A 26,436-nucleotide genomic window follows, 5' to 3' on the forward strand; every position below is an offset into this window, starting at 1 on the left:
TTACTCGCCGTCCTCGGCGGTGAACTCGCCATCACCGCCCGCGGTAGTTCCGGGGCCGATGTTTTCGATGGTGAGCGACCCGTCGCCGTCGGCGTCATTGTCCGTGTGCTCGACGCCTTCGGTGTCGGTGACGGTGGCGTGGACGGTGAAGTCGAAGTCGAACGAGTCCGTGTGGTCGAGGTCGAACTCGACTGGCGTCTTGCCGATATACCAGTCTTGTTCGGCCCCGCGTTCGAGTTTCACCGCGAGCGACTCGGTCGGGAATACCGTCTCCGTCTCTTCGATGGTGCCGTCGGCGTCGCGGCCGTCAAGGGAGACCTCGTGGTACCGCTTCCCGAACTCGGTTCCGAGTCCGTCGTCGTCGTACCGCTCGCCGTGCTCCAGAAGGTCCTCACCAGTCCACTCGTCTGGTTCGCCTTCGGCGTCGTCGGCAATGATGTCGAACGAGAAGTAGTGGTTAGTCGGGTTGTAGAACGTGATGTCGATACCGTAGCCGCCGTCGCCCTCGGAGACCTCGAAGTATGGCCTGTCGTTACTCTCGTTCTCCATGTTGTGGTCGTAACCGGTCACGGTGTCGTCAAGCCCGACGTTGCTGACTTCCCACGGTACATCGAAGGCGTCCTCGCCGAACAGGTCGAGGAGGTCGATGTCCGAAGCCTCCGTTGTCACAGGATCGTCGCCAGGACGGTGCGAGGTCTGCTGGTCAGAGTCGAGTTCCTCCTCGATCTCACCAGGGTCGTACGCCTGCTTCGTCTCGCCGTCGTGTTCGACTTCGACGTTCCACTCGATGTGTTCGGCGTCGTTGTCGAAGCCTTCCCACGCGGCGGCGAGGGTGACGTTCGAGACGGCCAGTTCCTCGAACTCGCCGTTATGGGTGTCGAACGATTCGTCGTCGATGGCGAACGTGCCGTCCGCTTTGACTTGGGCGGCTGCGCTGCCAGTGAAGGCCGCGAGTCCGATAGTTGCTGCCCCGATACCTCCCGCGCCTGCGATGAACTTGCGTCGGTTCATTATCGAAAGTGATCTTTTGCTTCCCGAGGGGACGATCAGGGCTCACACCGCTCTGGTCGATATCCGTTGATGGCTGGATCCCCCATTGCGGATGAGTAGCCGCCTGTCGACCGCCCCACTCGTCCGACCCCCTGTAGGGATCGCAAGAAATCGGTCATCCAGGAGAGTTATTGTAATACGTCTGTGGAACTGAAGTCGGGTTTCGGTTGTATTCGGTCAACTACCTGCTGTCTATACTGGTGGGGAGTTCAGTAGACATTGACCCCAGTCAAAATGAACCCAATCGTCGGTAGCGACTCCCCCGAGTCCGATTGACTCCTGGTCAATCACTGCCGGGGAAGGAACGGATCGTGTATCGAAGCGTTTGACTGCCGGTCAACGTTCACCTGCGTCGACGCGACCTCCGAGTTCACACTTCGATAATCTCGTCTCCGAACCTCGAGAGCGCCTCTTCTGGATCCTCGCTCTCGAGGCCGACGATCACGTGGTCGACGCCGTACTCCTCGAGTCGCCGGAAGTAGTCCCGATACCACTCGACGCCGGCCCGATACCCCAGGTGCATCGGTTCCGGTTCAGCGGTGGGGTCGTCGGCCAGGTCGACCCGGATCGCCATCGCGTACGGCTTTTCGCCCGCGTCGTCGCGCCAGTCGGCCACGTAATCCTCGAGCGTGCGCTCCGGGAGGTGATAGAAGAGCCAGCCGTCGCCGTGCTCGGCGATCCACTCTCTGGACTGGCGGGCCTGCCCCGTCGGTAGCATGGGAATCGTCTCCGCGGTCGGTTTCGGGACGATGTCGAGGTCCCCCTCGAGTCGTCCCCACTCGCCCTCGAGTTCGGGGTACTCCTCGCGCCAGAGGGCTTGGATGGCCTCGAATCGCTCGCGGAACTGCTGGCCGCGCTCGTTGCGGTCGACGTCGAAGGCCGGAAACTCGGGGTCCCGGTCGCCGGAGGCGACGCCGAGGACGAGTCGTCCGTCCGAGAGCCGGTCGATCGAGGCGGCCGACTTCGCGACGTGGATTGGATGACGTAGCGTGAGGACGATGCTCGCGGTGCCGAGCGCGACCTCGTCGGTGTGGGCAGCGACCTGCGAGAGCCATACCCAGGGGTCGAACGTCTGGCCCGCGTCGCCGAACTTCGGCCAGTAGGTGGGGACGTCTCGAGCCCAGAGGCCGTCGAAGCCGACCGATTCGGCGTGGCTCGCCAGCCGTAACTCTTCCTCGATGGGGGGCGTCGACCGATTCGTCCCCGTGAGCGGAAAGCCAGCACCGAACGTGAGTCCGTCGTCGTCGAACAGTCGCCGGTAGCCCGCGTTCGCGTCTTCCTCGAGCATTATTCGGTCGCGTGTTCTACTGGCCTGGTCCCCAAAGAGGTTGTCTCTCGTCCGTCTTTTCACACGCCCCGCTGACTGATGCGATCGGCGATACGTTTATTTCGTCCCGATCGGAGTCACAGCTATGGCACCGACGCTCGTGAACGTGGCCGTCGGCGTGCTCGTCGGGCTTGCCCTGCTAGGTGTCGCGTTCGATCGGCGCTCTATCCTCCTCGTCGCGCTCGTGGCTGCGATTCCGGACCTCGACGCGGTCGTGAGTCTGGTCGTCCACGGGGCGACAAACGCCGTCTTCCACACGCTGTTGCTCCCCGGCGTCGCGTTCGCGGCGCTGTACTGGGACACCTGCCGTCGTGAGTCGTCGTGGCTCCGCGACCGCTGGGGATGGTACGGGGTTCGTGTCGCCTGGGTCGCGCTCGCGGTCTACGTCGTCGCCGGAATCGGGGTCGACCTCTTCCGACCCGAGGGCGTAAACCTCCTCTATCCCTTCCACGATCGGTTCTACGCCGTCGTCGGCCGATTCCGGTTGTCGACCCACGAGGGACTGATCCTGACGTTCGTCGACCGCGGCGACCATCTCCTGTGGTTTACGTCGCCCGGCACGACAGCCGACCATCACGTCGAATCCTGGATCAATCCGACGCCGGGGACGGGCCTCGAGACCGGCGTCGAACGCCGATTCACGCTCGTCGAGTCGGGGTGGCAACTGGTCGTCGTCGCCGCGTCGATCGCAGCGCTCGCGGCACGGTTCCGCCTGGAGGGTGAGAACTGATGCCGTCGACGATCGTCCACGCCGGGTTCGCCCTGTTGCTCGCCGCGGGGCTGTGGAAGGGAACGCTCGACCGGCGCGCGCTCGCCGTCTTGCTCGTGATCGTCGTCGTCCCCGAAGCGGATACGATCGCAGGCCTGTGGATGGACGGCGCACATCGAGCCCTGTTGCACAACCTGACCATCCCCATCGTCGCCGGTCTGCTCCTGTACTGGGATACCTGCCACCGCGAACGATCGTGGCTTCGCGATCGCTGGGGCGGGTGGGGCGTCCAGGTCGCCTGGGTCGGCCTGTTCGTCCACGTCTTCGCGCACATGCTGCTGGATTACGCCCATCTCGAGGGGATCAACGTCTTCTACCCCGTCGTCGATCAGTTCGTCCGACTCGAGGGCGAACTCTACTACTCGACGACCGAGGGGTTCGTCCAGACGTTCGTCGAGTTCCCGACCGACGACGTCGAGGGGACAGCCATGGACGTCGGCGCGACGGGGACGACCGCGGATACGCACGTCGACAACCCCGTCGAACCCACCGCGGCGGTCGAGGGTGATCCGGACGAACCAGTCGAACGACTCTTCCCGGTCGCCGACAGCGGCTGGCAGTTCCATCTCGTGCTCTCGGGACTGTTCGTGCTGCTCGCACGACGGTTCCAGGACCGGCGGGACGAGCAATAAATCGGCGAATGGCGGTTCGATTCCTATCCTCAAGCTATTTGTTCGTCTAGTTAGCTATTCGACGCATGATCGTTGCCCTCCTGATCGTCGTTACCTTCCTGTGGCTGTGTGTCGGCATCTGGGCCGGCTACGATGCGAAGACGAACAGTTCCCATAACGCCCTGCTGTGGGGATTGACGGTCTTTTTCGGCGGAATCGTTGGTCTGCTCCTCTACGTCAATCTCGGCCGCGATCGAGTCGGCGACGCTAGCGCGGCTTCCGTCCAGCCGCCCGAACTGCTCGAGTGTCCCAACTGCCACGCCATGGAAGAGGCCGACAGGGACGTCTGCCGATTCTGTGAGACGCCGCTCGAGGGGACGTAGCGGTTCCGCTGAGCGTCGATCGGTTCGGTCGCTCGAGGACGGATAAACCGTGGAACCGGTACTACTCAGTGGCTGGCGACCAATTGTCTCGGTATGGACGTCCGTACCGGAGTCGCTGCGTACTTCCCGGATCGGCCGCCGACGTGGACGGAAGTCGTGCTTGGCGTACTCGTCCTCGTCGCGATCGCTCCCCGCATATACGTCGATTCGCCGTCAGCCCCCGCGCTGCTCGTCGGCTTTCTGGCGTTTGCCGTCGCACTCGGTCCGGCAGCCACGACGACAGCTGGACGACGCATCGAAGAGTGGTTCCGGCGTATCGGCGTCGTCGGTCGCGCGATCGTCCTCCTGACATTTCTCGCCTCGACGCTTCTCGCGTATCGCCTCGAGGCGATCCCGAGCACACTCGTCGGGGACGCTGCCGTCGGTGGATTGCTCGCCGTGATCCTGTATCTGGCCGCACACGTGCTTCTCACTCGAGAAATTTCGGGCTGGAGTACGGCCCGGCAGTAACCTCTTCTCGAGAGCGTTGTCTCGCTGGTTCTTCGGTCGGTTCGCTCGAGAAGATACCAAAAAGCCGTTCGCGTTCGCGCCTCTCACTTCCTGTGATCTTCGAACCGTGCCGCTTGCTGTCCTACGAGGACGGCACGACCGTGATCGGATCTTTCCTGTCGACTGCTTGCTCGAGTTCGTCCGCGATCGCGCTCCCGCGTGACACCTGGATTTCCCCGCCACGACTCACGGTGGCGGTGAAGAGGTAGTCGCCGCCGGCCTGCACTTCGACGGTTTCGCCGTGGTTGCCGTCGACGGGGATGACGATGTGTCTCGAGGTGACTTCGGGGGCAACCATCTGGCCGCCCTGTCCGCTCGCGCCGCCGTCGCTGGTGGCACCACCGCTGCCGCCGGCAGCCGACCCGTAGTCGGGGTTCTCGTCGTGCGTGCGAACGTCGATGTTGATGCCAAGCCGGTTCTCGATGTCGGTGATCCGACCGCCACCTTTGCCGATGACGCTCGAGATGTCGCTTTCCTCGACGTAGACGATGGCCTTGTCTTGGCTCTTGAGCTGGACGTCGACGTAGCCGCGGGCGACCGAGCGGATCTCGCGTTCGATCTCCTGTTTGGCGATGCGGTCGACGCCGGACTCGTTGCCGGGGCCGCCTTCCTCTTCTTTGAGGGGGACGGTGACGACCTGGCGGTTGAAGGTGTAGATCTCGTACTCGGGTTCGCCGGTCTCGAAGTTGGTGACCTGAATGACCGGGCGAGCGAGGTCCTCTTCGGTGAGCCCGGCGGGGACCTTGACCTCGGTCCGGACGTCGTAGACGGTCTCGACGCGGCCGGCCTCGATGTAGACGACGGTGTCGACGACCTGCGGGATCATCCCGAGTTCGACGCGGCCGACGAGTCGCTGGAGGGCGTCGATCGGTCGGGTCGCGTGGACGACGCCGATCATGCCGACGCCCGCCAGTCGCATGTCCGCGAAGACCTCGAAGTCGTCGGTCTTGCGGACCTCGTCGTAGATGGTGTAGTCGGGACGGACCATTAGCAGGGCGTCCGCCGTCTTTGCCATCTCGCCGCCGAGTTCGGTGTACTGGGTGATCTCGGGGCCGACCTGCAGGTCACGCGGTTTCTCCATCGTCTTGACCGCGTAGTCGTGATCCGAGATGAACCGGGCGACAGCCTGTGCGAAGGTCGACTTCCCTGCGCCGGGCGCACCCGAGATGAGGACGCCGCGCTGACGCTCGAGCAGCCGTTCTTTCAGTTCGTCGGCGTTCTCGTAGTCCTCGATGTCGGTCTGGGCGATCGGCCGGACGGCCGTGATCTCGATGCCGTCCGAGAACGGGGGTCGACCGATCGCGATCCGGTAGTCCCGGAACTGGACGATCTTCATTCCAGGTTCGGAGAGCTCGAGGAAGCCCTCGGGGGACTCCTTGGCGGCGTCGACGACCTCGCGGGCGTACTCGTCCATCGTCTCCTCGTCGAGTGGTTCGTCGGCGATCTCCTGGTAGTGCATGTCGCCGAGTTCGCCGCGCTTGGCCATCGGGACCATCCCCGTCTTGAGGTGGACGCTCATCGTCGCGTCGTCGAAGTAGCTCTCGACGGTGAGCGTGCCGACGTCGACCTCGCGGGTCTCCGGGGCGACGTGCTCGACGTCGAGCCCTTTCGCCTCGGCGACCTCGGCCTGGACGACGTCGCTCGTGAGGAAGGTCGCCTCGAGTTCCTCCGCGAGGTCGCGAATGAGCGCGTCGATCTCGCCCTCGGAGGCGTGACCGCGCTCGATTGCGTTCGGTCGCTCGCCGACGTACTCGAGGTCGATCACGCCGTCGTCGGCGAGGTCGGCGAGTTGCTGGAGCTCTTCGAGACCGTCCCAGCCGGTCTCGATGCCGTCGTTGGCCTGCGCCTCGAGTTCTGCGACGACGGCTTCGGGTACCGAAATCGTCGCTCCCTCGAACTGCCCGTCTTCAATCGTCGCCGAAACGCGGCCGTCGATGACCACGCTCGTATCCGGCACGACGTTCATACGATAACTGGTTCACGTACGCCTATAAGGGTGTTCCACCCGAGTGGAGTGGTTCGCCCTGCTCGCTCGGAGTGTGTGAACGGATCGCTGACGACTCGTCGAGCGGTCCAGTACTGACCGAAACTGTTCGCACACCGATCGACCGCTGTCGTGCGATCTGACGTGAACTGACGTTCAGTGGGCACTATCCCTCACCTCGATCACGACAAAACTTAACCTTCGAGAGCGGAAATTTCGGTCATGAGTTCGGAACAGTCGCTCGGGAGCGACGGACTAGATCTCGCCGTCGGTCTCGACGAGGACGACATCGAGCGACGAAAGCGGCTTCTCGGCTTCGACGCAGTCGACGAGCGACGGCTGGCCGACCTCGAGTCACTGCTGGAAGAGACTCACGAGGCGGTCGTCGAGGAGTTCTACGGCTCGCCGGAAGACGAACGATCCTGCGAGGACCTCGAGCAGTCGTCGGCGACCCGCTCGACGCTGAAACGAAGCCAGCGAATCGCTCCGTTCTCGACTGCGACGGGTGGGTACGGCCGCGAGTACTTCGAGAAACGCGCCCGGGTCGGTAAACTGCATGCCGTCCACGACGTCTCGCTGCCGCGATACGTCGGTCAGTACGGCGTCTACTGCGATCGCGTCGTGAATCGAATCGGCGAACGCGTCAAACGGCAGGTCGTCGCCGAGATCGAGTCGTGGTTCGACCGCCGCACCGACGGCGGACTGGGACGACTCGCCGGCGCGGTCGGACTCGGCGACGACGGCACCGACGCGGACGGACTCGAGACGGCCGTCCGCGAGGCCGTCGACGAGGGACTGAACGACGTTCGCTCACTGCTGCGGGTCGTTACCCTGGACGTACAGGCCGCGACCGAGGCCTACGCCGACTCCTACGATCGAGACCTCGAGGCAGCGGTCGATCGCCACGAACGGCTCGCAAGGGACGTCGAGGCGGACGTCGAACGACCGCTCGCGGAACTCGAGGAGGCGAGCGAAGGGATCGCCCGACGTGCAGAGGCTATCAGCCAGCACACGGAGCGCCAGGCGGACAGCGTCGAGGACGCCGCGACCGAAATCGACGAGATCAGCGCGGCCGCCGAGGAGGTCGCGACCGTCGCCGCCCGAACCCGCGAGGAGAGCGAACGGACGGAACGGCTCGCAGCCGACGGCGTCGACTCGGCGACCGGCGCGCTCGTGGAACTGGACGCGATCGAGGAGGCGACCGATCGCGTGACGGAAGCCGTCGAGGATCTCGAGTCCCGGACCGACGAGATCGACGAGACGCTCGAGCGTCTCGACACGCTCGCCCAGCGAACGGCGATGCTGGCCTCGACCGCGAAGATCGAGTCCTCGCGCTCGAGTGCGGACGACGACGCGCTCGCGATCATCGCCGACGAGGTACGGTCGTTCTCGGAGCAGACGAAGGCCGATCTGGAGGCCATCGAGGAGTCGCTCGAAGGGGTCACGGAGGGCACCGAGAAGGCGGTCGAGCGGGTCGCGGAGACGGACGAGCGGGTCGACGCCGGTGCGGAGCGCGTCAGGGAGACCGTCGAGTCGTTCGAGGAAATCCACGAGGCCGCCCGGTCGACGGCCGCGGGAATGGACGACCTCGCTGTGGCAGCCGACCAGCAGGCCCACAGCATCGAGGCGACCGCGGAGTCGGTCGACCGACTCGCGGAGAGTGCCGACCGGGTTGCGGCGGCAGCCGAGTCGGTCGCGGCGGCGAGCGAACAACAGACCGCGAGTCTTCGGACGGTGAGCGACGCCGTGTCGAACCTGACCGACTCCGATCCGGTCGAGACGTCGCTGGTGCCCGAACCGACGCGGTAAACGACTGGCGGCGATGCAATCAACACGCCGGCGACCGAACCTCGCTGCATGAGCGTCGTCGAACTGACCCGCGACCTCGTTTCGATCCCGAGTTTCGAGGACGAGACGGCTGCGGGTGACTTCATAGCGGAGTGGCTGCGCCGGGAGACCGACGCCGACGTCACGCGCGACGAGGTCGGTAACGTGATCGCTCGCAAGGGTGATTCGACGGCCGACTCGCTTGCACTGGTCGGCCACCACGACGTCGTCGAACCAGCATCGTCTCAGGTGGCAGGTGAGGAGTACGTCGCCGAAGAACGCGACGGCCGTCTCTACGGTCGCGGTACCGCCGACATGAAGGGTGCGGTCGCGGCGGCCATGCTCGCCTTCCGGGACAGCGACCCCGCCGGCGAACTCGTCTTCGCGAGTTTCGTCGGCGAGGAGGTCGGCGGCGTTGGCGCTCGTCACGCCATCGACGAGGGATTCGCTCCCGAGTACGCCGTCGTCGGCGAGGGGTCGACGGGCTACTCGAGTCCCGGCGTCACCGACGTCGCCGTGGCTCACAAGGGACGACGGGGGAGTACGATCACTGCTCACGGGGAGGCCGCCCACGCCAGCGAAGCCGACGCGGGCGAGAACGCGATCTACCGGGCGACCGAGGCCGTTTCGCTCGTCCGGAACCTCGAGCCACCCGCAGTCGAGGTGACAGGCGAGACGCTCGAGGGCAGCGTCGTCGTCACCGAAATCGACGGTGGGACGGCGATGAACGTCGTTCCCGATCGCTGTGAGATCACGGTCGACGAACGGACGGTTCCCGGAAAGCGAGCGCCGCTCGACCGCGTCGAGGACCTCGAGGGCGTCGAGTGGACGGTCGACCAGGATCTGCCGCCGATGCGGTGTGACGACGAGGACTTCGCTGCGGCGGTGCTCGAGGCCGCAGACGGCGCTCAATCGGCAACGCCGGAACTCGTCACGAAACCCCACGCGACCGATGCTGGCTGGCTCGCCGCCGCCGGCACGGAGTGTGTCGTCTGTGGGCCCGCCGAACCCGGAGAGGCCCACACGGATACCGAGAGCGTTTCGATCAATGTCCTCGAGCGGTGTCGGGAGAGCTATCGGTCGATTGCGGAGACGTGGCCGCGGTGACTGTCGAAGCGATTAGAGCCCGGGGACACCGACCGCGTTGAACCCCGTAATTCCGACCGCGGCGAGGGCGTACAGGACGATCAGAACCGTCACCCACGCGAGCAGACCGACCATCGCTGCGGCGGTCCAGCCACCGGGATACCGGACCTGGATCACCGCGACGTACGCGAGCAGTGCCAGCAGCGGACCCAGTAGCGGGATCCAGCCGACGAAGAAGCCGACGACTGCCCAGACGATCGCGCCGATCAACGCCGTGACGATGGCGTGGTCGTAGTCGCCCGCGCCGACGATGACGCGAGCGCCGACGTAAATCCCGAGCGCGCCGATCAGCAGGCTGGCGACGAAGACGATGGCTGACGCAAGGACCATAGCGAATAACGGTCGGCCAGTACGAACAGGTCACGGCTTGCAGATTCCGCACAGTTTCACGACGACGTCGCTGCGGCTACGAGGTTTCTCTCGAAGAGTTCCGAAACCAAGACGTTGATGACAGCCCCTCCCATACCACCCGGGTATGGCAACCGATCCGGCCCAGAGCGAACGGGCTGACGATACGTACGCCGAGTTCGAGTCGCGAATCGAGCGCATCTCCAACGTCGGCAACGCTGCCGGCATCCTGCGCTGGGACCAGGAAGTGGTGATGCCCGAGGAGGGGACGCCCGCCCGGGCACAGCAGCTCTCGACGCTGTCCTCGATCAGCCACGAACTGCTGACCGCCGACGAAACCGGCGAGTTGCTCGAGGAACTCGAGGACGCCGATCTCACCGACGAGCAAGAGGCGGTCGTCCGCGAGGTCCGCAGACGGTACGACCGCGAGACCAGCGTCCCGCAGGAACTCGTCGAGGAGATCTCGGAGACGACGGCCAACGCCCATCCGACGTGGAAGGAAGCGAAGGAGAACGATGACTTCGAGACGTTCGCACCGACCCTCGAGAAACTCGTCGAACTCAAACGCGAGTACGCCCACCACGTCGATCCCGACGCGGATCCTTACGCCGTCCTCTTCGCGGAGTACGAACCGTATCTCGACCTCGAGACTGCAGAGCGCGTCCTCGAGCGACTGCGCGACGAACTCGTACCACTGATCGAGGAGATCGACGCGAGCGACGCCGACCTCGAGACCGACGCCTTCAGCGGCCAGTTCGACGACGACGATCAGGAGGCGCTGGCCCGCGACGTGCTCGACTCGCTGGGCTACGACTGGTCTCGCGGCCGCCTCGACACTGCGCCACACCCGTTCTCCTCGGGGACGCAGTTCGACGCGCGCGTGACGACCCGGTTCGAAGAGGACGACCTGCTCGGGTCGATCACCTCGACGATCCACGAGTTCGGCCACGCCAACTACACGCTCGGCCTACCCGACGACGGCTACGGGACGCCGCTGGGTGAATCCCGCGACCTCTCGGTCCACGAGTCCCAGTCGCGGCTCTGGGAGAACCACGTCGGTCGCTCCCGGCCGTTCTGGGAGCACTTCCTGCCGATCGCCCGGGAACGCTTCCCCGAACTCGAGGACGTCAGTCCCGAAGAAGCGTACGAGGCGGCGAACCAGGTCTACGACGACAACCTCATCCGCGTCGAGGCGGACGAACTCACCTACCACCTCCACATCGTCATCCGGTTCGAGATCGAACGCGAACTCATCTCGGGTGACCTCGAAGTCTCCGACGTACCGGAGGTCTGGAACGACAAGTACGAGGAGTATCTGGGCGTCCGCCCCGAGACCGACGCGGAGGGCTGTCTGCAGGACATCCACTGGTCGCACGGCTCCTTTGGCTACTTCCCGACGTACTCGCTGGGATCGGTGCTCGCGGCCCAGCTGTACGCCGCTGCCGAAGAGGAACTGGGGAGCGAGGCGCCACGCGCCTCGGAAGAGCCGAGCGGCGACGAGCCGCGAGGCGACCTCTCGGAGGACGTCCGCGAGGGCGAGTTCGACGAACTCAACGGCTGGCTCCGCGAGAACGTCCACCAGCACGGCAAGCAGTACACCACGCCCGAACTGATCGAGCGGGCTACCGGCGAGGCGTTCACCGCCGACTACTTCCTCGAGTACGTCGACGAGAAGTACGGCGAACTGTACGACCTCGAGTAGTCTCGCTCGAACGCGGCCCGTTTTTCGTCGTTCGCCCCTTCCCGAGGATTTAGTATCGATTGCCTGGTGTTTCGGGACGAAATATGGCAACTGCTGACGAGGCTCACGATGCGGAGAGTGCGCCCGACGCGTACCGCGACCTCCTCGAGCGATCCGAGAAACTGACGAACCTCCGGATGGCGTCGATGTCGCTGGGGTGGGACCAGCGCGTGATGATGCCCGAGGGTGGGACGCCCGCTCGAGCGGGCCAGCTCTCGACGATTTCGGGTGTGAGCCACGACCTCCTCGTCGACGACGAGGTCGGAGAGTGGCTCGCGGAACTGAGTTCAGCCGAGCTGTCCGACGAACAAGCCGCCGTCGTCCGGGAGATCCGACGCGAGTACGAGCGATCGGCGGACGTGCCCGCGGACCTGATCGAGCGGCTTGCGGCACACCAGGCCGAATCCCAGCAGGTCTGGCAGGAGGCGAAAGCCGACGACGACTTCGGGCACTTCGCGCCTGCACTCGAGGAACTGGCGGACCTGCACCGACAGCGGGCGCGGGCTATCGACCCCGACACGAACCCCTATCGGGTGCTCTACCAGGACGCACAGCCGTACCTGCCGCTCGAGACCGTCGAGGACATCTTCGACGAGCTTCGCGACGGACTCGTGCCGCTGATCGAGGCGATCGAGGAGGACGGCCGGGAACTGCCGTCGGTGTTCCGTGATCCGGAGTACACCTACGACGAGGACGACCAGATGGCACTCTCCCAGGAGGTCGTCGACCTGCTCGGCTACCCCGAGGAACACGGTCGACTCGACACTGCGCCACACCCGTTCATGTCGGGCAACCAGTTCGACGCCCGGATCACCACCCGGTTCAAGGAGGACGATCCGATCGACGCGCTGACGGCGACGATCCACGAGTTCGGCCACGCGAGCTACCAGCTCGGGCTGCCAAAGGAGGAGTACGGAAACCCCCTCGGTGAATCCCGCTCCTCGGGCGTCCACGAGTCCCAGTCACGGTTCTGGGAGAACCACGTCGGCCGCACGAAGCCCTTCTGGGAGCTGTTCCTGCCGCGGGTGAAAGAGCAGTTCCCGCACCTGGAGGACGTCACCGTCGACGAGGCCTACGCTGCGGTCAACCGGATCTACCCCGAGAACGTCATCCGCGTCGAGGCGGACGAACTCACCTACCACCTCCACATCATCCTCCGATGTGAGATCGGTCGGGCGTTCGTCGAGGGCGACCTCGAGGTCTCGGAGATTCCCGAGGTCTGGAACGAGAAGATGGACGAGTACCTCGGCGTTCGCCCCGAGACCGACGCCGAAGGCTGCCTGCAGGACACCCACTGGTCCGCACGGTTCGCGGCTTTCCACGGCTACACCATCGGTAGCGTACTTGCCGCACAGATCGACGCTACGATCCGGGAGGACCTGGACGTCGACGGCCTCGTCCGCGAGGGCGAGTTCGAACCGATCTGGGAGTGGCTAACCGAGCACGTCCACCGATACGGGCAACGGTACCCCACAGAAGAACTGATCGAGGTCGCGACCGGCGAGCCGCTCACCGCCGACTACTTCCTCGAATACGTCGAGTCGAAGTACGGCGAACTGTACGACCTCGACGACTACTGACGCAGGCGGTCCACGCTCGAGCGCAAACCCTTATGTCGCAGATTCGTCTTGTACCGATATGGCCCAGACTCAGGACCGCGACATACTCGAGCACGTTCTCGTTCCGGTTGCACACCCGGACGACGCCCGAAAAACGGCCCGCGCGCTTGCTTCCTACGATCCGGAGCACGTTGCGGCGGTACACGTCGTCGAGAAGGGCGGCGGTGTCCCCGACAAGACGCCCGTCGAGCAGTCCGAAGAGATGGCTGCGGAATCGTACGCGGCCGTTCGCGAGGTCTTCCCGGACGCCGACGAACATACGGCCTACGCCAGAAACGTCGTCGACGCGATCTTCGAGGTCGCAGACGACGTCGACGCCAGCGCAATCGCCTACCAGTCCCGCGGCGGCAACCGTCTCCTGCAGTTCCTCTCCGGCGACCTCTCGCTGAAACTCGTCACTCGATCGGAACGTCCCGTCATTGCCCTTCCTGCTAGCGACGACGAGTAAGCGGCCGACGCGTCCATTTCGACGCGTTTCCATTGCCGTCGCCGAAACCGATTAGGACCGCGCAGTAGTCGCACGTATCCGATGACTGTCACCGACGAGAACGCACTCGAGAGCCAGGTTGCGATCGTCACCGGCGCGAGTACGGGCATCGGGGCGGCGACCTGTCGCCGATTCGCGGCCGCGGGAGCGACCGTCGTCCTCGCGTCCCGCAGCGAGGACCGACTGGCGGATCTGGCGGACGAACTCGAGGCCGACCACGGCGTCGAGACGCTCGTCGTGCCGACGAACGTCCGCGAGGAGGACGACGTCGACGCACTGATCGACGAGACCGTCGACGCCTTCGGCGGGATCGACGTGCTGGTGAACAACGCCGGCCTCGCGAGGGGAAGCGACGTCGACGAGATGACGACGGAGGAGTACGAGACGATCCAGGAGACCAACGTCGACGGCGTCTTCTACGCGACGCGGGCGGCGATCCCCCACGTTCGCGACCGTGACGGACACCTGATCTTCGTCGGGAGTTTCGCCGGCCAGTTCCCGCGGCCGTTCAACCCCGTCTACGCCGGCTCCAAGTGGTGGGTCCGCGGCTTCGCCAAGAGCGTCGCGGCACAGGTCGGCGACGACGGCGTCGGCGTCACGATCGTCAACCCCTCCGAAGTCCGTTCGGAGTTCGAGACGACCGACGGGACGACCTTCGCCGAAACCTTCGACGAAGGCGAGGTAACCGAACCCGAGGAGGTCGCCGACGCAATCGCCTTCGCCGCAACTCGAGAGGGCTCGAGCGTGACCGAACTCGATCTCTACCGCCGGGACAAGTTCGCGGACACCTTCTAGTCGGCACTCCCGACTGTCCCCGTCATCGATCCACCTCGAGTACCGTAACCTCGAGCGGCTCGGAGCCGATCACGACCTCGTAGCCCGCATACTCGAACCGGACGGTGACGGCCGCGGGCGACTCGAGCAACGTCGCCAGCGCCTCGGGGTCGATGGCTTCGTACAGCGGCGGCAGGGCCGCCGGGTCGCAGTCCTCACAGTCCGCGATACGCTCGAGTGCCGTGGCGAGTGCTGGATGCATGATCTTCGGGGTGTTCGACGAGCGAGAGTTCGAATGCTGTTTCGCAGTCGGGACAGCTCGTTGAGTCAGTCGTCCTCGCGATTCGAACGGCTGTACCACAGTCGCAGTGGATGGTGATTCTCGAGACCATGTCTATCTCCGTGTTCATGCCCTGACACGGCGGAAAACAATCCCTCGAGTGCGCCAGACACGTTGTGGCTGGGTCGCAGGACGTCGGCAGGTCTTTATTTCGCCAACGTCAATGGTGGATTGCTCCCGCTACGCGGGGGCTGTGTGTGAGCCGGAGCGTATGGCTCCAACCTTGCACTCCGGCTCGGCGCACTTTCGTGCGCGTCTGTATGTTACGGAATCTATCCTAAAGAACGTTAGGATGCTGACTGGTTGGTGCCGTGAATACCGCTTTGAGAGAGAAGACTAGGTAGAAAGCCTTCGGACCGCTCGACCATCCGCGACTCGCTTACGGCTCACCCCGTTCGCCGTTCGCTTTCCCGCGGTTCTCACTGCGTTCGAACCGCATGCTCGCTGCGCGCCTCACTCGCACCGCTCGTTGCGGTGCTTGCGTCGTCGGGGATGGATCGACCGGCCCGACCCCTTTCAGTCCCACCCACAGGCCCTCACCCTCCCCAGCCGGCTCGCTCACTCCGTTCGCTCGCCCCTCGCGGATCAGTGAGCCGTCCTCGCATCCGCTCGAACGGCTCACCAGCGCGCCACGGCCGAGAGTTCGAGGCCGCGCACCACGCGCGGGCTCGAGCGACTCGGGGAAAGGCAGGCCTCTACCTGGTGGACTGAAAGGGCGAGCCGCTGTCGCGTTTAGTGAGTCGCCTCAGCGACCCCTATCCGCGATTGAGCGGATATGCCGCTGAGCGACCGCGACAGCAGCGAGGGCTTTCGAGGTATTCGCAGCGACGGACGCCTGTCACTCCGATCTGACTCGAGAAAACGACACGAGACAACGACCGAACACGTCCTCGAGCGAAAAACCACAGACTGGGACGTAAAAGGACCGTGGCAGTGCCAGGTGTGTATTCACCCGTGGCCAGTGACTCTGACCGGATATGCGAGTTTCAATCCCGGGAGTACCCGGCGTCTACTACGACACCGATGCGGGGACGACGGCGGTCGCGACCGTCTTCTCCCTGGCAGGCCGTCGAGCACCGAAACCGAAGGGGTACGCACTTCAGGCCCTGCCGTATCTCTGGTCGTTCGAGGTCGATCTACGGGAGGTCCCCAACGACCACCCGGTACAGTATCTCCACCCCGAGGGTGCCCGCAGCCTCGGCACGCTCTCGCCCGAACGCGGGGTGCGACAGGCCGGTACCGAACTCGAGTCGGTACTGCGGTTCGCCTGGGCGGTCAACCGCGAGGTCGAGTCCTCGGCGAACCAGTTTCTCGGCCGGTCGCCGGAGCACGACGGCGTCGTGATCGAAATCGACGACGGAAGCGTCAGCGTCGACGGGGAAGAACTCGAGACCGACGCGTTCGACGTCGACGAACAGGCGGACGCACACCCCAACTCAGATCCGGACCCCGACCAGTTCGATACCGGCGGCGAACGGTAACTGACAACTGGATTTATTTCAGTATGGGAATACATTTACCCCTCGACGTGGAAGCGCCGAATATGCGCGTCGTTACCACGCTTCCGTCGGCGACCGAAATCGTCGCCGCGCTCGGGATCGAACCCGTCGGCGTCTCCCACGAGTGTGACTTCCCGCCGGAGGTCGAGTCGCTCCCGCCGGTCACGGAGTCACGAATCGAGACGAACACCACCAGCGAGGAGATCGACCGCCAGGTCCTCGAGTCGACGACCGACGACGACGGCGTCTACGAGGTCGACTGCGAGACGCTCGAGGCTCTCGAACCCGATCTGATCGTCACCCAGGGAATGTGCGACGTCTGTGCGGTCGACGAGGCGGTCGTCGCCGACGCCGTCGACGAAATCGACGCCGATCCCCAGGTGCTGACGACGGACCCACACAGCGTCGCGGACGTTCTCGCCGACGTCTCCCGGATCGGAGAAGCGACGGGACGCGAGGAACGCGCCCGTGCGGTCCGAACGGAACTCGAGGAGCGGATCGATGCCGTCCAGAACCGGACGTCGGAACTCGGCCTCGAGGAAGAGGATCGTCCCCGCGTCGCCGTCTTCGACTGGACCGATCCCGCGATGATCGCGGGTCACTGGACGGCCGAACTCGTCGAGTGGGCCGGCGGGGAGTACGGACTGGCCGATACCGGAGAACGATCCCGGCCGCGCGAGTGGGAGGAGATTCGGGCGTACGATCCCGAACTGATCGTTGTCGCCCCCTGCGGGTTCGACCTTGCGCAGACGGCCGAAAACCGGTCCGACCTCACCGACCGCGAGGGGTGGGAGGAGTTGACTGCCGTCCAGGACGGTCGCGTCTGGGCGATGGACGGCGACCACTACCTCAACCGACCGGGGCCACGGCTCGTGGACACGTTAGAGGCACTCGCGCCGATCGTCCAGCCGGGACCGAGCGACGTCGGCCCGCCGGCAGAGGTCGCGGTTCCGTTCGACGCGCTCGAAACCCAGGGCTCGCGGGTCCGGCCGCCGGCCGATTCGCGAGCGGACTGACTCGGTCTACTCGTCTCCTTCCTCTCGCTCGTGGGCTTTCTGTCGAGCCTTCGCCGCCCGCTCGCGGTGTTCGTCGATCTCGTCCTCGAGTTTCGTCCCGACGAGGTACGCGAAGTCGTCGGGCATCAGTCCGCGCTGGACGTCGATCGTGACCATCGCGTCGCAGTCCTCGACGATCTCCGGTGCCCACTTTCCCTGTGCGAGTTTCGACTCGTCAGTGACGATCGCCTCACCGTCCTCGACGTCGATAAAGGCCGTCACGATGTTCCAGATCCCGGGGTTGCTCGTCGTCGCCTCGTCGAACAGCCCCTCGAGTCGCGTCTCTCTGACCGGTTCGTCCCGCAGTTCCACGACGAGGTCCTCGAGCGCGACGGCGATCTCCTCGGACTCTTCGGCTATCGCCCGAAGTTCGTCTGGATCGAGGTCGTCGCCTGCAATATCTGTCATCGGTCACCCTCCGGTTCGATAGCGTCGACGGTCATGAATGAGAGTACCCGCCGGGACACTGTAAGGGTACAGTTCTTCCTCGACTCACGAATCGGCGAGGACGTCGGGCACCCACTCGCGGTTAGGATCGTCAGTTCGGTCCATCCAGTCGACGAGTCGCTCCCGCATCTCCCTGCGAACGCCCGCGTAGTCGGGGTGGTCGATCAGGTTCTGTAGCTCCGCGGGATCGGCCGCGAGGTCGTACAGTTCGTCGATACCGGGGCTGTTGTAGACGTACTTGTACCGATCCGTCCGGACCATCCGCTGGCTGTAGAGACCGAACTCGTCGCCGTGGTACTGGGCGAAGATCGAGTCGGGCCACTCGAGGCCGTCGGGAACGTCGCCACCGTTCTCGATAACGGGAACGAGACTGCGCGCGTCGAACGTTTCGGGAATCTCGGCGTCTGCCATCTCGAGGAACGTCGGTGCGAGGTCGTGCAGGTGGACGGGCTGTTCGCAGACCGATCCCGGTTCGGTCACGCCGGGCCAGCGAACCTGCATGGGAATGTGGTAGGTGTCGTCGTACGCTAGTGGTCCCTTGTTGAACTGGCGGTGAGCACCGACGAAGTCGCCGTGATCGGAGGCGTGAACGACGGCCGTCTCGTCGTCGAAACCGTGTTCCTCGAGGGCCTCGAGTACGCGCTCGAACTGGTCGTCGATCAGCGTCACGAACCCCCAGTACTTCGCGATCGCCTCGGCCCACAGGTCCCAGTCGAAGCCGTCGACGCCGCGGTAGTGAAGGTAGTTCTCGTGGACCTGCGGTTTCCCGTCGTAGGTCTCGGCGTAGCTGTCCGGCGGTTCGATCTCGTCGGGATCGTACATCGAGGCGTACGGTTCGGGGACGACGTAGGGATGGTGGGGACCGTAGAAGTCGGCCCGGTGGAAGAACGGGCTGCCATCGCCGTCGGCGTGACGGTCGATGGCCTCGATCGTCCGTTCGGCCAGGAACCAGGCGCGGGTCTCCTCGACGTCGATCGATGTCGTCGCCGAGACGAACGTCCCCTCGCTCGAATCGCGGGGGTCGTCGCCCGTGTACAGTTCCTCCTCGAGGTCGACCTCTCCGAGGGGAACGCCGCGTTCCTCGCGGTACTCGCGGAACGCGTCGTCGATGTCGTCGTGGTGCTTGTCGCTGCCGCCGAGATAGGCGAAGCCGAACGTCTCCGGCGTCTGGTCGCGGCCGACGTGCCACTTCCCGGTGTAGGTGCAGTCGTAGCCGTTCGCGTCGAGAATCTCCGAGAAGGTCGGAATCCCGGTCGGCAGATTCGGCTGGATCGCGTCGTCCTCGTGGCAGTTGTTCAGCATGCCGTGCCCGTGGGGAAACTGCCCGGTCAAAAGCGACGCGCGCGCACTCGAGCAGATACTGATCGGCGTGAACGCGCGGGAAAAGCGCAGTCCCTCGCTCGAGAGCCGATCCATCGTCGGTGTCTCGACTGGCGGGCCGTCGGGCGCAGTACAGTCGTACCGTTCCTGATCGGTGAGTACGAGCAGAACGTTCGGGCGGGTGTCGGCGTCGGCCATCGGGGAGCGTACACCGGGCCGGCAGTTAATGGTCGGCCCTGTAGGTGGGTGATGGGGGAGGACTGCTCTTGCGGTCTCACGACGCTGCTTCGTCTCCCGGCCGTCACTCCCGCTTCGCTTCCCCGCCGTCTTCGGAATCGTCGTCGGTATCGAGCGTCGATTCGACGATATCGTCGCTCAACTCACCCATCCAGTGGAACGTTCGCTGGGCTCGAAAGCCGACCTCTTCGAACGCCGACTCGGCCGCGTCGCGTTCGTCGTCGGACAGTTCGATCAGGTGGATCAGCGGCCGACCGGGAAGGACCCGAGGGTTCGCCGAAATGCCGATCAGAAGGCCCGTGAACGGCGCTTCCACGACGTGGTTCTCCGCTCCGAAGTAATCCGAGATCACGCACACCCGTTCGCCCTCGTCGACGACCGGATGTGGCCCCCACGCCATCTCCACCAGTCCACCCGTCTCCGCACGCAGCCACGTCTTCTCGCTCTCGCTCTCGAGGACTTTCCCGAACGTCGGTGGCTGCGGATCGGTCTCCGGCAACAGGTCGTAGGCCGCCATAACGTTCTCGACGCCGGTCACTCCCCGCTCGATCAGCACGGGCTGGAACCGATCGGCTTCCCCCATCTCGATCGTCGCGGTCGGAACGCCGTCCTCGGTGGCTTCCCGCCGTAACGAGCCCTCGCTCCCGTCACCGGAAAGTACCAGTTCGGCGCCGAACGCCTCGGCGAGACGAGCCACGTCGTCGTCGTCCGTGTCGGCCCGTGCGTGCATGAGCGTCAGCTTGTTCCGCGTCGACGTGTGAAAGTCGAGGCCGACGTCGCACTGGCCGACGAACTGGTCGTAAATCGTCTTCGCCATCCGTGACGCCTCCGAACCGTCGGCCAGACCCGGAAACGAGCGGTTCAGGTCTCGATCGTAGATCGGCAGGTACCGCTGTTCGGCCCGGTACCCCGGTACGTTGACCACGTGGACACAGACGAGCGTTCCGTGGAGGTCGGTCGGCTCGTACTCGTTTGCCACCCGCTGGAGTACCTTCACCCCGTTTATCTCGTCGCCGTGGACCGCGGCAGTCAGGAACAGACGAGGTCCGGGGTGGTCGCCGTTGACGATCGTTACCGGCAGTTCGATGGGCTGGTCCAGATAGCTCTCGCCGACCGGATACTCGAAGTGCCGTTTCTCTCCCGCCTCGACTCGCCGTTTCCCGTCCGATTCGCCCGGTGCATCGAAGACGTACGCTCCTTGATTGGTATTTGGTGGCACGGTATCTGTCGTAGCCGAGCAGGGATGGCTGGAAGTAGCTTTAGCCTGCGATTCGAACGAGGCGTGCGAGTCAGCTCCAGATGTCGTCGCGGCTGTCTTCCAGTCTCGGGTGGACCGTCTCCCAGTCGTTCGGCAGGACCGGCCCCTCGAGCAGCGGATCGATCGTCGTCTCCATCCACTCGAGCAACTCCTCGCGAAGGCGGTCTCGAACGGCCACGGTCGCCGGATCGTCCGGCTGGTCCGACGCCGCGAGGTTCTCTTGCTCGCGCGGGTCGGCCTCGAGGTCGTACAGTTCTTCGTAGGGACGTTGCTCGCCGTAGTACTCCTCGCTGACTTCGCGTCCGGCCCGGGTGCAGTAGATATCGGTCGTCATGTAGACCGCCGGCAGGTGCCAGAAGTTCCGGATGTACTTCCAGCGTTCCGTTCGAATCGCCCGGATCGGATTGTACCGATCGTGCCAGGTCATCCCGGAGAAGACGCGGTCGCGCGAGTCGTACGAGTCGGTATCGCCGTCCAGCAGTGGAGCGAAGCTCTGCCCGGCAATGGAGTCCGTCTCGACGTCCGAGACCGACGTCCCCGCTATCTCGAGTAGCGTCGCGAAGACGTCGACGTTGCTCACGAGGTCGTCGACGACACGGCCCGCCTCGAGGGTACCGGGCTGGCGCATCAGCAGGGTGGCCTCTATCCCGGGGTCGAAACAGGTGCCTTTCGCCCGCGGCATCGCCAGCCCGTGTTCGGTGGTGAACACGACGAGGGTCTCCTCGGTGAGGCCGGCCTCCTCTATGGAATCGAGGATCGTCCCGACGCCGTCGTCGATCGCGTCGAGCATCCCGTGCATCTCCGCGATATCCGACCGGATTCCGGGACGGTCGGGGAGGAACTCGAGCGGTTCGACGTCGTCGGGGTCGGGTGCGCCGTACCGGTCGGCCTCGAAGCCGAAGCGGTCGTCTTCCTCGACGCGGTGGAGTTCGAAGAAGCCGACGGAGGCGAAGAACGGAGAGTCGTGATCGCCGTCCTCGAGCATGGTCGCGAAGTCGTCGGCGACGTCTCGAGCGCGGGCGGTCTCGTGGACCGCCGGCGGCACGTCCGTCGTCAGGCTCTCGTCGCTGTGGATTCGATCGTACCCGAGACGGTCGGGGCGCTCGGTGACGTGTTGCAACCCGAAGAGGTGGGTCTCGTAGCCGGCGTCGGCCAGCAACTCGGGGAGCACTCGTTCGTCCGGTCCGAGTTCCCAGTTCCCGTGAGCGAGTCCGAGCATGCCGTTCTGGTGGGGGTGTCGTCCAGTCATCAGGCTCGCACGACTGGGCGAACACTGGGGTGCCGTCACGAAGTGGCGGTCGAAGCGCATCCCTTCGTCCGCGAGGGCGTCGATCCGAGGCGTGTCGACGGCTGCACCGTAACAACCGACGTACTTCCCCAGGTCGTGGCAGTGGACGAGGACGATGTGTGGCGGACCCATGCCCACACCGTATGGGAAGGGAGGGAGTAAGCCTTCGGACGAATTCGGCAGGTAAATGGTGTACTTACGCTGACTGTCGGCTATCTCTTCCAGTACAGTAGGCCTGCAGACGCTCTGGCAGTGACCTGCTCTCGGAGAGCGGATTCCAGTTCGCCACAGCCTCGACACTGGCCCGGGACAGACAACTATCCGGAACGTCGTTCGCGGTCCGACTCGAGGACGGCCTTCGACTGCCGGTTTCAGGCCAGGTCGTCGTACGTCGGCCGCTCGAGATCACCGGGGAACTCCGCAACCGGAACCTGTGTCTGGTCGCCCGATTCCATGTCCTTGATCGTCACTTCGTCGTTTTCGAGGTCCTGTTCGCCGACGATGACGACCGTCTCGGCGTTGATCGAGTCGGCGTAGTCCAGTTGCGCGCCGAAGGAACGCCCGGCGACGTCGGTCTCGACGATGTGACCGCGCTCGCGAAGTTCGCGGGAGATGCGGGCGGCCTCCGTGCGAGTGTCGCCGACCTGGAGCACGTAGTAGTCGGTGGTCACTTCCTCTTCGGGCCAGACGCCAGCGCGCTGGCAGAGCAGGGAGAGGGTGGCGTGCCCGGGTGCGACGCCGACCGCTGGCGTCGGCTGACCGCCGAAACTCTCGATGAGGCCGTCGTACCGGCCGCCGCCGAAGATCGACCGCGAGACCTCGCCCGTCGAGTCGAAACACTCGAAGACGACGCCCGTATAGTAATCGAGGCCGCGAGCCGTCTCGAGCGAGATCGTACAGTACTCTCGAGCGCCGAAGTCCTCGGCGGCCTCGAGTACGTTCTGGAGGTTGGAGACGGCGTCGGTGACGCGCTCGGTGTCGGCGAACTCCTCGACCGCCTCGAGGTCACCGCCGGCGATCAGGTCGTCGAACTCGGCGGCCTGGTCGTAGTCGAGACCGGCGTCGACCAGCAGGTCGTGGTACTCCGCGGTCGATATCTTGTCGGACTTGTCGACCGCGCGGATGGCGTCGTCGACGTCGACAGCTTCCTCGTAGGTCTCGAGGACGCCACCGAGGATGTCGCGGTGGGAGACCCGGAACTCGAACTGTTCGCCGGTGAGTCCGAGGTCGGTCAGCGCGTCGGCGGCCCACGCCAGAATCTCGGCGTCGGCTTCTGGCTCCGAAGAGCCGAAGATGTCGACGTTAGTCTGGTAGAACTCGCGCTGGCGACCCTGCTGGACCTGTTCGTAGCGCCAGAACGGTCGCGTCGAGAACCACTTGATCGGCTTCGAGAGTTCTTGCTGTTTCGCGACGACCATCCGCGCGACGGTCGGCGTGAGTTCGGGGGTCAGCGTGACGTGGCGACCACCCTGGTCCTCGAACGAGTAGAGTTCCTCGACGATCTCGTCGCCGCTCTTGTCTGTCCACATCTCCGCGCGCTCCAGGGCGGGCGTTCCGATCTCGCGGAATCCGTACCGGCGGGCGGTATCCTCGATGGTATCGATGGTCTCCCGCCGGGCGGTCATCTCCCCGGGATAGAAGTCACGGAAGCCCTTGATTCGGTCGTACATGGGAATGGGTTGGCCGACCGCGGACTTCTATCCTTTCCTCTGGACCGGCCGATACGAAACGGACGAGATCTATAGTAGCTACTGCAAGAGGATGTCACAGAACGCACCTCATGGCGTTTCTTCCGTTCCATTTAGACTGCACTATCCGTTCACTATACCTGCGTAATAACGACCAATTATCCCCAATCAAGTTCAGCAGGAATCTCACTAAACCCAGATCCAGAATGCCGATATGCAGTCCACCCAGCGTTTTTAGCTCCAAGAATATCCGCGTCTGAATCTCCTATCATCGCATAAGTCTCCGCTGGAAGCCGTTTTTCGGCGATTCTGTACGGAGCCTCGTCTGGCTTGTGAGCCCCCGCCTCGTAGGAGGTGACAATTGTATCGAAGTACTGATCGAGATTATATTTGCGGAGTTTCCCTCTTTGCCACTCTGGAAAGCCGTTTGTGAGAACACCGAGTGCATAGTTCTCTGTTAACCGCTCAAGGTCGTCATGAACTCCGTTCTGAGGCCGACATGAAGCTGTCTCTCGCTTTCGGAGCTCTTCAGCGAGCGACTCTGGCTCTGAACAGGGTTCTATACTGGCAAACGCTTGTTTAGCTGGATCTGGTTCACAAGTCTTGAATAATTTAAAAAATTCCTCATTATACTGCGTTATCCAATTATCCTGCACCTCACCTTCTATTGCGTTGAACGTCTCAGCTATGATATTTTGATACTCATGACGAAGCTCAAGCAGTGTTCCGTCCAGATCAAAAAATATCGCTCTTGTAGAAGTCATATTTCCAATATATGATTTCGTGGTTGGTATCTCTTCCCCTGTATCCCCCGTTCGGCGAGCAACCGGTGGGTGAGTATGCGAACTGTTCTATGGCTCCCTCACTGTAAGTCGATGCGCACCTGATCGCACGACAGCCGTGTGCCCAGTGAAAACAGTTCAGTTGTTACTATAGAGGCGAGCCTTCGGAAAGGCCGAGGAATCGGAACTCAACCGACAGTGGCCGGTATGGCCCTGCCGTCTCGAAGCGCGTCAACGGGGACGGGACCTCGTTATGCCTCGACGCTGCCGCTGTAGAACACCGTATCGGTGTTCTCGGCGGGGTTACCGATCATAACTGTCCACTCGTCGCTGTCTTCGGGGACCGTCAATTCGGCCGTGTCGGCTCCATTGCTGACGACTTCACCGGGGCCTTCGCCTCGATCGAGGTCGACAATTCCGACGACGATGTCTTGGTCAGCTGGCGTCCACTGGATTGGGATTTCGACGCTTTCCCCTTCACTCCACGTGAACGAACCGTGAAGGTTTGCTTCGTCCGGTTCGGCTTCGTCCGAGAAGCTGAACGAGTCGGGACCGATCGCCTCGATCGGTTTCTCCGCAGTATCCCACTCGTCCAGGTCGATCGTCGTGGGTTCGGCCGGCTCGGAGGAGTCTTCGTCTGCCTCGACCAGATCGAGGTCGAACTCGCCGATCGAGACCGTCTGTGACTCGTTCGTGCTTGCATCGGACGAGTGCGCGTCGTCACTATCGACGTTCCACTCGTCCAGATCGATCGTCGTCGTCTCGCCCGACTCCGTCTCGCTCGAGTCTACGTCCGGTTCCACGATCTCGATTTCGATGTCATCGAAATCGGTTGTCTGTGATTCGTCTGCCTGTTCTGCTGCCATTACACCGCCCACAGCGACTGCGAGCAGCGTCATAAGCGCCAATGTGAGCGTCGTTGCGTTTCTCATATTATCTCTAGTGTGTCGCGAGAGCGATCCGTGGAGGGCCTACTGTGTCGTCACCCGGTTTGCTGTCACCGTTTACCCCGATCGTCCGATGGGATCGCCGACCGGCGGTACGTAACGCCAGCAGACCGTATCAGCCGAAGTCACTGTGCGGGGACTCTACCGAATCGCTCTCGAGAGGTTGTTGACTGAAAGATATGATAAGTATTGATTGGTAACAAGAACGAACTAGTTAGAAAACAGTTTCACGCCCGTATATACGACGTTTTGGATCGGTATACGGTAGAAATGTGATGGTCTCGGTGAGAGGACGCTCCGATCCAGATGTACGACGACGCTTACGGCGAGGCGGACTCCTGGAGGACGACGACGTTCCCGACACCCTGTCGTTTCCGTTCGAGCAACCCCTTCGTCTCGAGCGAGTCGAGCGTCCGCGTGACCGTCGCTTTCGAGAAATCGGTGTCAGCGACGATCTCTCGCTGTTGGATTTTGCCGTCGGCATCGAGAACCATGGAATAAATCTCCCGTTCAGTATCGTCGAGTCGATCGGTCGTTTCGTCGAACTGGGTTCGATGTCTCTCGACTAGCGAGTTCACGTCGTCCGTAAACTCGAGGTGGACGGGGCGCTCTGTGCCGTCGGTCTGTACGGACGACTCCGCCGATGAGGTGGTGGTCGACGGTTCCGTCAGTACCGATCCGCGTTCCACACTGACGACGAGATACAGCATACTCGCTCCCATCACCCATGCAGCGACCGTGATGATTCCGACTTCGGTGTAGCGAAACTGCTCACCTGCTTCGACGACGTCAGATCCGTTGTCGCCGACCGAGACGACGACGGGTGTCGGATTGATGAGTTGCACCGTGAGAACGAGCGTCGCCGCTAGAAATATGACAGCAGCAAGTAGTTGCCGACCAGAGATATTCCTCATAGACTTTCGTATCGATCAAGTCCCTCTAATAGTCTTCGTGAAACGA

The 26,436-nt window shown here is 63.8% G+C and carries 26 protein-coding genes; 12 read left to right on the forward strand and 14 right to left on the reverse strand.

Features of this window, described 5'->3' with window-relative positions:
• Together BLR35_RS17585 and BLR35_RS17590 are read right to left on the reverse strand one after the other, a co-directional pair.
• Nucleotides 1–1,011, reverse strand: coding sequence for a hypothetical protein (locus BLR35_RS17585; protein WP_090384944.1), 1,011 nt, complete (start codon nt 1,009–1,011; stop codon nt 1–3).
• A 409-nt stretch (nt 1,012–1,420) separates the two neighbouring features.
• Nucleotides 1,421–2,338, reverse strand: a complete 918-nt coding sequence (locus tag BLR35_RS17590; protein ID WP_090384946.1) for an LLM class oxidoreductase — start codon at nt 2,336–2,338, stop codon at nt 1,421–1,423.
• A 124-nt stretch (nt 2,339–2,462) separates the two neighbouring features.
• On the opposite strand from BLR35_RS17590, the gene BLR35_RS17595 reads away from it, so the two are divergent.
• From BLR35_RS17595 to BLR35_RS17610, 4 genes are all read left to right on the forward strand, one after another.
• A complete protein-coding gene (locus tag BLR35_RS17595) occupies nt 2,463–3,107 on the forward strand; it encodes a metal-dependent hydrolase (protein ID WP_090384949.1) in 645 nt (214 codons plus the stop codon).
• Nucleotides 3,107–3,778, forward strand: coding sequence for a metal-dependent hydrolase (locus BLR35_RS17600; RefSeq protein ID WP_090384951.1), 672 nt, complete (start codon nt 3,107–3,109; stop codon nt 3,776–3,778). The genes BLR35_RS17595 and BLR35_RS17600 overlap by 1 nt, the downstream gene beginning before the upstream one ends.
• Before the next feature lie 65 nt (nt 3,779–3,843).
• Nucleotides 3,844–4,140 (forward strand): hypothetical protein, encoded by a 297-nt coding sequence (locus BLR35_RS17605; RefSeq protein WP_090384953.1) that lies wholly within the window; start codon nt 3,844–3,846, stop codon nt 4,138–4,140.
• Nucleotides 4,141–4,233: 93 nt separating this feature from the next.
• Entirely contained in the window at nt 4,234–4,650 is a 417-nt protein-coding gene (locus tag BLR35_RS17610) for a hypothetical protein (protein WP_090384956.1), read from the forward strand.
• A gap of 121 nt (nt 4,651–4,771) precedes the next feature.
• Here BLR35_RS17610 and BLR35_RS17615 read toward each other — a convergent pair whose 3' ends face one another.
• A complete protein-coding gene (locus BLR35_RS17615; protein WP_090384958.1) occupies nt 4,772–6,655 on the reverse strand; it encodes a PINc/VapC family ATPase in 1,884 nt (627 codons plus the stop codon).
• A 240-nt stretch (nt 6,656–6,895) separates the two neighbouring features.
• Between BLR35_RS17615 and BLR35_RS17620 the strand changes: the two genes are divergently transcribed.
• Entirely contained in the window at nt 6,896–8,482 is a 1,587-nt protein-coding gene (locus BLR35_RS17620) for a globin-coupled sensor protein (RefSeq protein WP_090384961.1), read from the forward strand.
• Nucleotides 8,483–8,530: 48 nt separating this feature from the next.
• Nucleotides 8,531–9,607, forward strand: coding sequence for a M20 family metallopeptidase (locus tag BLR35_RS17625; RefSeq protein ID WP_090384963.1), 1,077 nt, complete (start codon nt 8,531–8,533; stop codon nt 9,605–9,607).
• 12 nt (nt 9,608–9,619) lie between these two features.
• Here the strand turns inward: BLR35_RS17625 and BLR35_RS17630 are convergent, their stop codons facing one another.
• Nucleotides 9,620–9,976 carry a hypothetical protein gene (locus BLR35_RS17630; protein ID WP_090384965.1) on the reverse strand — a complete coding sequence of 119 codons (357 nt, stop codon included), beginning with the start codon at nt 9,974–9,976 and terminating at the stop codon, nt 9,620–9,622.
• A 145-nt stretch (nt 9,977–10,121) separates the two neighbouring features.
• Here BLR35_RS17630 and BLR35_RS17635 point away from each other — a divergent pair, with 145 nt between their 5' ends.
• The 4 genes from BLR35_RS17635 (at nt 10,122) to BLR35_RS17650 (ending at nt 14,636) form a co-directional block, all read left to right on the forward strand.
• The gene (locus BLR35_RS17635; protein WP_090384967.1) at nt 10,122–11,696 is read left to right on the forward strand and encodes a carboxypeptidase M32; all 1,575 of its coding nucleotides are present in this window, start codon (nt 10,122–10,124) and stop codon (nt 11,694–11,696) included.
• 83 nt (nt 11,697–11,779) lie between these two features.
• The gene (locus BLR35_RS17640) at nt 11,780–13,315 is read left to right on the forward strand and encodes a carboxypeptidase M32 (RefSeq protein WP_090384970.1); all 1,536 of its coding nucleotides are present in this window, start codon (nt 11,780–11,782) and stop codon (nt 13,313–13,315) included.
• 58 nt (nt 13,316–13,373) lie between these two features.
• Nucleotides 13,374–13,802, forward strand: a complete 429-nt coding sequence (locus BLR35_RS17645) for a universal stress protein (RefSeq protein WP_090384972.1) — start codon at nt 13,374–13,376, stop codon at nt 13,800–13,802.
• A gap of 81 nt (nt 13,803–13,883) precedes the next feature.
• Nucleotides 13,884–14,636 (forward strand): SDR family oxidoreductase, encoded by a 753-nt coding sequence (locus BLR35_RS17650; protein WP_090384975.1) that lies wholly within the window; start codon nt 13,884–13,886, stop codon nt 14,634–14,636.
• Nucleotides 14,637–14,658: 22 nt separating this feature from the next.
• Here BLR35_RS17650 and BLR35_RS17655 read toward each other — a convergent pair whose 3' ends face one another.
• Together BLR35_RS17655 and BLR35_RS20415 are read right to left on the reverse strand one after the other, a co-directional pair.
• Nucleotides 14,659–14,877 (reverse strand): HalOD1 output domain-containing protein, encoded by a 219-nt coding sequence (locus tag BLR35_RS17655; RefSeq protein WP_090384977.1) that lies wholly within the window; start codon nt 14,875–14,877, stop codon nt 14,659–14,661.
• A gap of 457 nt (nt 14,878–15,334) precedes the next feature.
• Nucleotides 15,335–15,577: a hypothetical protein gene (locus BLR35_RS20415; protein ID WP_139169323.1), complete on the reverse strand. Its 243-nt coding sequence runs from the start codon at nt 15,575–15,577 to the stop codon at nt 15,335–15,337.
• A gap of 355 nt (nt 15,578–15,932) precedes the next feature.
• Here BLR35_RS20415 and BLR35_RS17665 point away from each other — a divergent pair, with 355 nt between their 5' ends.
• Nucleotides 15,933–16,436 (forward strand): hypothetical protein, encoded by a 504-nt coding sequence (locus BLR35_RS17665; protein WP_090384983.1) that lies wholly within the window; start codon nt 15,933–15,935, stop codon nt 16,434–16,436.
• 62 nt (nt 16,437–16,498) lie between these two features.
• On the forward strand, nt 16,499–17,470 hold the full coding sequence (locus BLR35_RS17670; protein ID WP_090384985.1) for a cobalamin-binding protein: 972 nt from the start codon (nt 16,499–16,501) through the stop codon (nt 17,468–17,470).
• A 6-nt stretch (nt 17,471–17,476) separates the two neighbouring features.
• On the opposite strand, the gene BLR35_RS17675 is transcribed toward BLR35_RS17670, so the two are convergent.
• The 8 genes from BLR35_RS17675 to BLR35_RS17710 all read right to left on the reverse strand — a co-directional run bounded on the left by BLR35_RS17675 (nt 17,477) and on the right by BLR35_RS17710 (nt 26,321).
• The gene (locus tag BLR35_RS17675) at nt 17,477–17,917 is read right to left on the reverse strand and encodes a hypothetical protein (protein WP_090384986.1); all 441 of its coding nucleotides are present in this window, start codon (nt 17,915–17,917) and stop codon (nt 17,477–17,479) included.
• Between the two features lie 84 nt (nt 17,918–18,001).
• Nucleotides 18,002–19,474, reverse strand: coding sequence for a sulfatase family protein (locus tag BLR35_RS17680; RefSeq protein ID WP_090384987.1), 1,473 nt, complete (start codon nt 19,472–19,474; stop codon nt 18,002–18,004).
• A 103-nt stretch (nt 19,475–19,577) separates the two neighbouring features.
• Nucleotides 19,578–20,732, reverse strand: a complete 1,155-nt coding sequence (locus BLR35_RS17685; RefSeq protein ID WP_090384989.1) for a succinylglutamate desuccinylase/aspartoacylase family protein — start codon at nt 20,730–20,732, stop codon at nt 19,578–19,580.
• A gap of 70 nt (nt 20,733–20,802) precedes the next feature.
• Entirely contained in the window at nt 20,803–22,191 is a 1,389-nt protein-coding gene (locus tag BLR35_RS17690) for a sulfatase family protein (protein WP_090384992.1), read from the reverse strand.
• Nucleotides 22,192–22,430: 239 nt separating this feature from the next.
• On the reverse strand, nt 22,431–23,729 hold the full coding sequence (hisS, locus tag BLR35_RS17695) for a histidine--tRNA ligase (RefSeq protein ID WP_090384996.1): 1,299 nt from the start codon (nt 23,727–23,729) through the stop codon (nt 22,431–22,433).
• 176 nt (nt 23,730–23,905) lie between these two features.
• Nucleotides 23,906–24,511, reverse strand: coding sequence for an HAD family hydrolase (locus BLR35_RS17700; protein WP_090384998.1), 606 nt, complete (start codon nt 24,509–24,511; stop codon nt 23,906–23,908).
• Between the two features lie 269 nt (nt 24,512–24,780).
• Nucleotides 24,781–25,395: a hypothetical protein gene (locus BLR35_RS17705; protein ID WP_244510277.1), complete on the reverse strand. Its 615-nt coding sequence runs from the start codon at nt 25,393–25,395 to the stop codon at nt 24,781–24,783.
• 401 nt (nt 25,396–25,796) lie between these two features.
• Entirely contained in the window at nt 25,797–26,321 is a 525-nt protein-coding gene (locus BLR35_RS17710) for a helix-turn-helix transcriptional regulator (protein WP_342027646.1), read from the reverse strand.
• Nucleotides 26,322–26,436: the final 115 nt, after the last annotated feature.

Source organism: Natronobacterium texcoconense, assembly GCF_900104065.1.
GTDB classification, from domain to species: Archaea; Halobacteriota; Halobacteria; order Halobacteriales; family Natrialbaceae; genus Natronobacterium; species Natronobacterium texcoconense.